This is a genomic window from Pseudomonas sp. RIT-PI-S, assembly GCF_025642975.1.
Lineage (GTDB): Bacteria > Pseudomonadota > Gammaproteobacteria > Pseudomonadales > Pseudomonadaceae > Aquipseudomonas.
This window is the reverse complement of record NZ_JANZKJ010000004.1, coordinates 264,357-273,170: the sequence shown is the minus strand read 5'-3', so window position 1 is coordinate 273,170 and position 8,814 is coordinate 264,357. Positions and strand designations below refer to the sequence as shown.

The following is an 8,814-nucleotide window of genomic DNA, read 5'->3' as shown; positions in this document are numbered from 1 at the left end:
TGAATATCGCCTTCAGGCTCCGACCGCAGCGCTGGATTAAACCGTAGGCGCAACGCTTCGCGTGCGCTGACGGTCCCCTACGTGATCGCCGACGCCAACGGCCGGGACGCCAGCTCTACCCTCACCATCGGCGACAGCCTGACCATCTCCAACGTGGTCAGCAGCAACCGCAACGACGCCGCCATCTTCACGCCCTACGACCCCACCGGAATTATCGTCGACACCAAGACAAGCCCCGCTTCGCCACCACCGCCCAAGCCGAAGAAAAAGAAATGCGGTGGTGTGGCGTCGGTAGTGATGGTGGCGGTGGTGGCGACTATCTATACGGCTGGGGCGGCGACTGCTTTGTTCTCAATCGCCTTCTCTGGCCTCTCCGCCGCAATGGCAGGCGCGGTGCCGCATTGGGCGCTGCAGCTTCAGCCACCGCAATTGCAGCGGGGATCCATCTCACTCGGCGGCGCCATCGTAGGGGCTGCGCAGTGCCGCGTTGCAACTACCGGCATGGCCCTTGGGGCGCATCGTGGGGGTCAGGTAGCGGTCGCCAGCTTCGCCGCCGGCGCATCCTCAACCTTGGGCAGCAGCCTGAGCGGGAAAGGCGGCAATAGCCCCGGTATCTTATGTACGACTCAACGCCTCGCAGCCCAAAGTGTATTCGATTATTCAGTCAATTACGTCGTCAGCAAGGTGGTCGACCTCGACACCGCGTTCTCTTGGAAAAACGTCGCCGGCGCTGCGATTAGCAGCGTGATCGCGAGCAACCTCAATACTAAAATGGATCTCTCCGGCTCGATTATCCGAGGGATCGGCAGCGCGGCCAACTCGGCTTACATTCGCGATAAGTGGTTTGGGGTGGCAAGCCAAACTATGCGCAAGTCGCGGCAGATGCGTTTGGGAATGCGCTGGCGGATTATTTTATTGGGGCGACGGATAAACCTGCGGATAAGCTAGATTCATTCTTCCAAATTGGCTCAGGCGAACCAGTAGAATACTTCTCGTATTCTGGCAATAGCATTGACTCTTCGACTACAGAATCACCCTACTTTTTAGAAACTTCAGAGCTTGGTACCTACGCCTCGGACTCAGATTATTCTTCAGCTGCTTATGTTGCTGGCATTGACACGGATTGCTATCTGGCTCAGATGTCTACCGACACTAATCCATCGAACCCCTATGAAAATCTTGTTGATCCGTACGCTTCAGACATCGACTCCCCCTAGTTCAGTTGAGTCAATAGGGCAACGTCGGCTCCGATAGCAGATACGGACGACCTGATTTAAATTAAAATCACAGGCTATTGTTCTCCCGGCATTCCCCATACGAAAGAGGCTAATAAGTAACTTTATCTTCCAGCTTTAAATCGTCACCTACCGCATATGACATTACAATCCCAAGTCAAACTACAGCGCTCTTAGGGAAAGCCAGCGTTGAAAGTGCCGGCTTTGCAAAAATATCAGAAGATACGTACTATAAACGCCCTGGAAGCCTGCATCGCCATTGGCGTATGCTGTTCCCCACCTTGGAAGCTGAAACCGGCTACTTTACGCGCATCAGAAAAAATTTCAAATTCTTATATGCCGATAAGTTCGGAACGGTTGGCCTGACATGAGGGCGGCTGGAACCACCGCGGCGGCGGATTAATGCAGATAACCTTAAAATCCACGTAAGCTACGATTGGAAATGAGTTAGGACTGGATTGGTCAAGAATCCCAATTTGGTTAGAAATGACCCTAAAGTAGCTGTCCTCATCGCCTTGCAATATTGGAAGATCACAAACTCAATAAATATGCAGACAATGGAGATTATGCTACTATAACTTCCATTATCAAAAACAACGACAGTCTAGATTACTAGTTCCGTGCAGCGATCACTCAGCAAGCATTGCATGTGCTCAAAAATAGGCATGAAGATAATGAGAAATATTATATTATTCATGACACTAACTTTCATTGCAAACAATCTCTATGCTCAAGACCAGTGGGAACCTTGAGCAAAGCAAAATTTCTACTATTACCAAAAACGACATTCAATGTAAACTTTCAACCGCCGCTCGTTGGCTGCTTCACGGGATATCTTCCAAAAAATGAAACATCGCAAAACGCTCTTTATAGATTTGGAATATTTCACGATAGTGAGCTTATTACTAAACTTCCTGCTGTTGAGGCCGGAGCAGACTTGTCAAGCAACCCCTTTAATGAGATGAAGATCTTGGCAGTTTCATTTAACGATCTCAATAGCGACGACAGGCACGACATCACTGTAATTGGTAAAGTTTTAATAGCAAATGGTTATCGCACCTTTACACAAGTCTATTGGGGATGCACTGATAACTTCGCTTACGAAGACAAAGTAAATTCCGACATTAGCCGGGACGTTAGGAACCTGTCAAAAGTACGCATCGAGGTCGTACAAAACTACGTTCGCAGAAATGGATTTAAAGCTAGGTGCGGAGGTGAAAATCCATAAAACGAGCCTAGCTGTTATAAATACCTTTGAGTCCCCATTTAGCAATCACTCGGCAAGCAATGAACGTACTCAACAACAAGGTAGGAAAGCAATGAGAAATCGCGTTTTATTTATAGCATTATTTTTTATCATGGGCGCCCTGCATGCCCAAGAGCAATGCGAGACCGTGCTCAGGACAGATTTGCGCTTACTACCAAAAACAACATTCAACGTAAATTTCCAGCAGCCGCTCAATGGCTGCTTCACGGGGTATCTTCCGGAAAACGAAAATTTTGAAGACGGCCTTTATAGATTTGGAATATTTCGCGACAGTAAGCTTATTACACCACTCCCTGTTGTTGAGGCAGGAGCAGATTTGTCAAGTCATCCCCTCGATGATCTGAAAATTTTAGCAGTTTCATTTGATGACCTTGATCGTGACGGCAGGCACGACGTAACCGTGCTTGGCCAACGGTCAGGTGCAAAAAGTGACCGTATTTTCATGCAGGTTTTTTGGGGGTGCCCTGAAAATTTCGTTTATGATAACAAGGTAAATAGCGATGTTGATTGGGATGTTGGTAACTTATCAAAAATAAATATCAAGGCAATAAAAAACTACATTCGCAAAAAAGGATTTAAAGCTAAGTGCGGAGGTGAAAATCCATAAAACGAGTTTAGCTTTTATAAATACCTTTCAGTCCCATTTAACAATCACTCGGCAAGCATTGAACGTGCTCAACAAAAGGTAGGGAAGCAATGAGAAATCGCGTTTTATTCATAGCATTATTTTTTATCATGGGCACCCTGCATGCCCAAGACCAGTGCGAAACATTGCGCGAGACAAAATTACGGTTGCTAGCAAAAACGACTTTCAATGTAAATTTCCAGCAGCCGCTCAATGGCTGCTTCACGGGATATCTTCCGGAAAATGAAACTTTTGAAGACGGCCTTTATAGATTTGGAATATTTCGTGATAGCAAGCTTATCACACCACTCCCTCTTGTTGAGGCAGGAGCAGATTTGTCAAGTGATCCCCTCCAGGATCTGAAAATATTGGCAGTGTCATTTAATGACCTCGATGGTGACGGCAGGCACGACGTAACCGTGCTTGGCCAACGGTTAACTGCAAAAGGTGACTATAGCTTCATGCAAATTTTTTGGGGGTGCCCTAAAAATTTCGTTTATGAAGAAGATGTAAATGACGATGTTGCTTGGGATGTTGGAAACTTATCAAAAATAAATATCAAGGTTGTACAAAATTACATTCGCAAAAAAGGATTTAAAGCTCAGTGCGGAGGTGAAAATCCGTAACTCCGGCCTAGCTACTATAGATGCCTTTTGAAAATGTGCTGGCGGGTCATGTCGCGGAGGAAAATAGCTAAAAAGGCGGACGAGCCGGATTCATTTTTTGAACTATGCCCTGACTTGATAAGGCAACCCGAGCTCGTAACTTCATTCGGCAACTTTATCCAGAAGCAGCAGACGCTGCTGAAGTCATAAACATTGAACCGTCAACGCAGACAACTCCAACGCCTGACCGTCACCCCGCCTCACTTCGTCACAATCCCCACCAACACCTTCCGCATCCCCCCGCCACGCACAGTCCCATCAATGCCCCCACCATGCTTCCGCACCACGTGGCCGAACCTTGGCGTTGGCGCTGGGCTGTTTCGACGAGGAGACCGAGTTGGCCTTGCTGGGGCAGCTCGCGCAAGGCGCCGAGTACACGGCCCAGCCGGGCGGGGTCGATGGGGTCTATCAGTTGGGCTCGAGAAACTGCCGGTAGGCGTCGAGGCACATCAGTGCGGAGGTGTCAGCTGGTCCTTGCCCAGTGGGAACGGTGTCGTTAGAGCCGGCGAGCACCTTACGCATGTCGGCGGCCAAGGCAGGATTGCTGCATTCCCGCAGCCCTTGTTCGAAATGCAATGCCGTCTGGGTGGCGTCATCGTTGAGCAGGGCCAGGTAGACATCTGTACTTCAACATTAGCGGGGTCGGCCTCAGCCGCCCTTCTTGCCAGGGGCTCGGCGTCCCCGGTCGATTCGTCCTGGTACAGCGAACGCGAGTGGGCCAGCAGCCCTCTTCAGCCGTCAGCCGGGCCAACAGCGGGATGGCACCGGTGAACTCCTCGCTATAGAAGTGGGCCAACGCGGCGTTGTGCAGCACTAGCGGGTGCTCATTGCCCGTGGCCAAGGCAGCGTCTGCGTAGCGTGCGGCCCACGGGTGTTGGCCGTGCATCAGGCTCAACCCTCCATAGCGCAACCACGCAGTTGCAGACCGGTGGCTGACCCGTGGAGGTCTATAGCTACAACACCTTAGGCCAAGTCCGCCGTGCCGCAGATCATCGACACGATCGACCCGATCTCCAGTGCTGCATTGGGCGCTGCAGCTCCCGGCACCGCCATTGCAGCGGGGATAGGCTCCATCTCACTTGGCGGCGCCATCGTAGGGGCTGCGCTCGGCAGTGCCGCGTCGCAACTGACCGGCATAGCCCTTGGTGCGCAAGTCAAGTTTTCGTGGCGCCAAGTGGCAGTAGCGGGCATTACCGGCGCGGCAGGAGCAACGGTCGGCCAAGCGGTAAGTGGCATAGGCAACGGCGCGACCAACCTTCTCAGCACCACGCAGCGGTTGGCCGCGCAGGGCATATTCGACTATTCAGTAAACTACGCAGCAAGCAAGGTCGTTGGCCTTGACACAGCATTTTCATGGAAAAACGTCGCCGGCGCTGCCATCAGCAGTGTGATCGCGGGCAACCTCAATACTAAAACGGACCTCTCCGGCTCGATCATCCGAGGGATCGGTAGCGCGGCCAGCTCGGCTTATATTCGCGATAAATGGTTTGGCGGTGACAAGCCGGACTATGCGCAAATTGCGGCGGATGCGTTTGGGAATGCGCTGGCAGATTATTTGGTTGGGACGATGGGTAAGCCTGCGGATAAGCCGGGTTCATTCTTCCAAATTGGCTCAGGCGAACCACTGGACTCGTTCTCGTATTCTGGCAATAGCATTGACTCTTCAGCTACAGAATCACCCTTTTCTTTAGACACGTCGGAACTGGGTACCTATGAATCAGGCCCAGATTACTCTTCAGGTGCTTATATTGCTGATGTTGACACGGACCGCTATCTAGGTCAGATGTCTACCGAGACTAATCCATCGAACCCCTATGGAAATCTTGTTGATCAGTACTCGTTAGGCATCGGTCACCCCAATAGTTTGCCTCAGTCCTTCGAGGCGATAGAAGGCTCATCTGGATGGGGCTTCGCCAAACGTTTAGGTCAGATGATACCTATTGCAGGCAACCTCCTCATACCTACGAAGTCCATTCCTGGCGAAGAAGGTAGCCTCTTCGAAGCTGTGCGGGGTCTTATAGGCACGGATGACGCGATTCAGAATAAGGCTGACATAGAAGCCTACGAAAGCCGGTCACCTTTAGGCGTCAGCAATGAAAAAGTCGCTACGGCCGCAGAGGTAACGCTTGCAGTCACTTCGGGGATCAAAGCTCTGCCCGAGCTTGCAAAGGCAGCTGAAGCGTTTAAAATCTGAGGATTAAAACCTGTTGAGGAGCTTGTCGAAGGTTTAGCCTATCGGATTGACCTACCAGGACATTTAAAAGGCCCTGATGGTTTCACAAAAACCGGACAATTGTCTGGTACGCATAACATGGAGGAAGCAATTTCGCTCCTTGAAGAAAAAAATGCCACTTACGCCCTCGAGAAAACTTCAACCAATGGAATCCTAAACCTTAGTTATATATACACAAAAGCTTCCGGAAAAGCTGTAGAAGGTAGCAAAACCGTATACAGTCCGGCCATTCACGCTGATGGCAAAATTTTTGAATACTCACTTGAGGCGGGGAAAATAGGTTGGCAAAAGTACAGGAACACTGCAATTGCACCCCCTTTCGACGTTAATCATGGAGGCATAAATTTCCGCGTCTATATTAATTCTGATAAATATGGCAACCAATTCATCGGCAATGTGCATCCAACCCGTTGAGAGACGACATGAATTATCTAATAAAAGCTTTCGGAACTTTCAACCCGCAAGCAGATGAAGATGCCGCTATAAAGTTCATAATTAACATCATCCTTATGGATCATAGAACCAAAACACTAGCGGAACTTATTAGTGATGAAAATAGAATTGGCGGAATGGAAGGCGATCCAGGGTGGCTACTAGAGCGTCGCGATTTAGTCGATATAGGTGACGAAAAAAAATATCCAAGATGGCCTGCGGACGCATGTTTTTACGCCGTCGTAGACGAGCAAGGCTATGAGCTGGGGCATCCGGAAATTTACATGACACGTGAAATTTTTATGAATTATGTTCGCACTTCAATGGCTGCATACATTGAGGTTAATCCCGGAATGGCTCAAGACCCATCAGTCAAAAAACTCTGCAAGGAAGCGTAATTATGTCAAGCAAAGCCATGTATGGAAATCTGAAGCAATAGTTAGCTTTGAGCATGCTTGAAAAATCGAGTTCTGCTTCATAGCTGTTTCCAATGAATTTAAAAATTGCAGGATCACGTAAAATATAAAACCATAAACTTATACAAAAACCATTAACATAAAAAACTACTAGCACCTACGACGCCGAGGGTCACGCGTTGGTGGTAGATGGTTGGTTGAGCAACGGCCAGATCGTAGCGGGCAAGCTCGGTACGACTGCCAAAGGCTATCCCCTCTCCTACGACGCCGCCGGCCAGCGTATTTCCTCTGAGCAGTGGAGCGCCGCCAGTGGCAGCAACGAGCTATGCAAGAAAAGCGAGTACTACTACAACAACCTCGGGCAGCTGACCTACACCACCAACCGCACCCTGTACCGCGCCGCTGGCGCCAACAACCGGGGCGCAGTGATCGCTGATGGCGGCGCGCTGCAGCTGTTTAGCGAAACCTACAACGCGGTGGGCAACCGCATTCAGGAAATCGACTACGACGCCAACGGCAATGCCAGTACCGTCAGCAAGTACAGTTACCGCGGTGACGGCACCCAACTCAGCCAGCTTGACTACAAGATCGTCGGTGGCGCACAGGCCCTGTCCCAAGCCACCTACTTCGGCGAAACAGGCATGATCGATGCCGCTGGCCGTCAGTTGGCCTATCGCTATGTGCTGTACAACACCAACGGCAGCATCAACTACCGCGGCAACTACAGCAAAACCTACGCCGCCTTCGAGACCTACAAGGATCTGACCACCACCGCCACCTGGACCCTGCCAGGCACCGCGGGTGTGATCACCTCCACCTACTCCGACCGGGGTGAACTGCTGCAAACCGTCGCCACCGGCGGCAACCCCTTCACCCGCCGCTTCGCCTCCACTATCGACGGCCAATTGCTTGCCCGCCAGGAGGCCAACGGCACCGTCCAGAATTATCTCTACAACCAAGGCCAACAACTGGCCAGCGTCGGCAACGCCGCCGCGCCGCAGATCATCGACACCATCGACCCGATCTCTACGTCCTACCCGGGCCGTACCCCACCGGCTACGTGATCAACAGTGGCGACACACTGCAAAGTATCGCTCAAAGCCTGTGGGGCGATGCCAGCATGTGGTACGTGATCGCCGATGCCAACGGCCTGGACGCCAGCTCCACTCTGACCATTGGCGATAGCCTGACCATCCCCAACGTGGTTACCAGCAATCGCAATACTTCACTACCTTCAAACCCTACGATCCGACCGATATTATCGGCGACACCACGCCAAGCCCGGCGTCGCCGCCACCACCCAAGCCCAAGAAGAAGAAATGTGGTGGTGTGGCTTCGGTGGTGATGGTGGTCGTGGCGGTGGTGGCGACGATTTATACGGCGGGCGCGGCGTCGGCGCTGTTCGCGGGGGCCGGGTTCACCGGGTCGGCAGGTGCCTTTGCAGCAGGAAGCGCGGCACTCAGCGCCGCCGCTTCAGGCACCGCACTGACGGCGGGGGCGATAGGTTACGCAACCGTTGCAGGTACCTTGGCGGGGGCAGCGATAGGCAGCGCAGCCTCCCAACTCACGGGCATGGCGCTGGGTGTGCAGGACAAGTTCTCCTGGAGCCAAGTAGCCGTAGCCGGCATCAGCGGCGCAGCGACGCTTGGCCTGAGCAATGCAGTCGCCGCCGGCAGTTTGGGAGAATCCGCGCAGGCGTTGATGAAAAGCGGCACGGCGGGTTATGCGGCCCAAGGTGTGTTCAATTACTCGGTCAATTACGCCGCCAGCAAGGTGGTCGGCCTCGATACCGCTTTCTCTTGGAAAAACGTCGCCGCCTCTGCTATTAGCAGTGTGATTGCGGGCAACCTCAATACCAAAACTAACCTCTCCGGCTCGATCATCCGAGGGATCGGTAGCGCAGCCAGCTCGGCTTTATATCCGCGATAAATGGTTTGGCGG

9 protein-coding genes are annotated in these 8,814 nt (G+C 51.8%); all 9 read left to right on the top strand.

Annotated elements, in window-relative coordinates; translation table 11 throughout:
• The first annotated feature begins 81 nt into the window (after positions 1–81).
• The 9 genes from OGL93_RS09105 (at position 82) to OGL93_RS09065 (ending at position 8,802) form a co-directional block, all read left to right on the top strand.
• Positions 82–948: a hypothetical protein gene (locus OGL93_RS09105; protein WP_263262293.1), complete on the top strand. Its 867-nt coding sequence runs from the start codon at positions 82–84 to the stop codon at positions 946–948.
• A gap of 1,035 nt (positions 949–1,983) precedes the next feature.
• A complete protein-coding gene (locus OGL93_RS09100; protein ID WP_263262292.1) occupies positions 1,984–2,463 on the top strand; it encodes a hypothetical protein in 480 nt (159 codons plus the stop codon).
• The gene (locus tag OGL93_RS09095) at positions 2,450–3,109 is read left to right on the top strand and encodes a hypothetical protein (RefSeq protein ID WP_263262291.1); all 660 of its coding nucleotides are present in this window, start codon (positions 2,450–2,452) and stop codon (positions 3,107–3,109) included. The genes OGL93_RS09100 and OGL93_RS09095 overlap by 14 nt, the downstream gene beginning before the upstream one ends.
• Before the next feature lie 89 nt (positions 3,110–3,198).
• Positions 3,199–3,753 carry a hypothetical protein gene (locus tag OGL93_RS09090; RefSeq protein ID WP_263262290.1) on the top strand — a complete coding sequence of 185 codons (555 nt, stop codon included), beginning with the start codon at positions 3,199–3,201 and terminating at the stop codon, positions 3,751–3,753.
• Between the two features lie 1,018 nt (positions 3,754–4,771).
• Positions 4,772–5,986: a hypothetical protein gene (locus OGL93_RS09085; RefSeq protein WP_263262289.1), complete on the top strand. Its 1,215-nt coding sequence runs from the start codon at positions 4,772–4,774 to the stop codon at positions 5,984–5,986.
• A gap of 117 nt (positions 5,987–6,103) precedes the next feature.
• Positions 6,104–6,439 (top strand): CdiA family toxin C-terminal domain-containing protein, encoded by a 336-nt coding sequence (locus OGL93_RS09080; RefSeq protein ID WP_263262288.1) that lies wholly within the window; start codon positions 6,104–6,106, stop codon positions 6,437–6,439.
• An 8-nt stretch (positions 6,440–6,447) separates the two neighbouring features.
• Positions 6,448–6,855, top strand: coding sequence for a hypothetical protein (locus OGL93_RS09075; protein ID WP_263262287.1), 408 nt, complete (start codon positions 6,448–6,450; stop codon positions 6,853–6,855).
• Positions 6,856–7,052: 197 nt separating this feature from the next.
• Positions 7,053–7,937, top strand: a complete 885-nt coding sequence (locus OGL93_RS09070; RefSeq protein ID WP_263262286.1) for a hypothetical protein — start codon at positions 7,053–7,055, stop codon at positions 7,935–7,937.
• A gap of 289 nt (positions 7,938–8,226) precedes the next feature.
• Positions 8,227–8,802 (top strand): hypothetical protein, encoded by a 576-nt coding sequence (locus OGL93_RS09065; RefSeq protein WP_263262285.1) that lies wholly within the window; start codon positions 8,227–8,229, stop codon positions 8,800–8,802.
• Positions 8,803–8,814 lie beyond the last annotated feature (12 nt).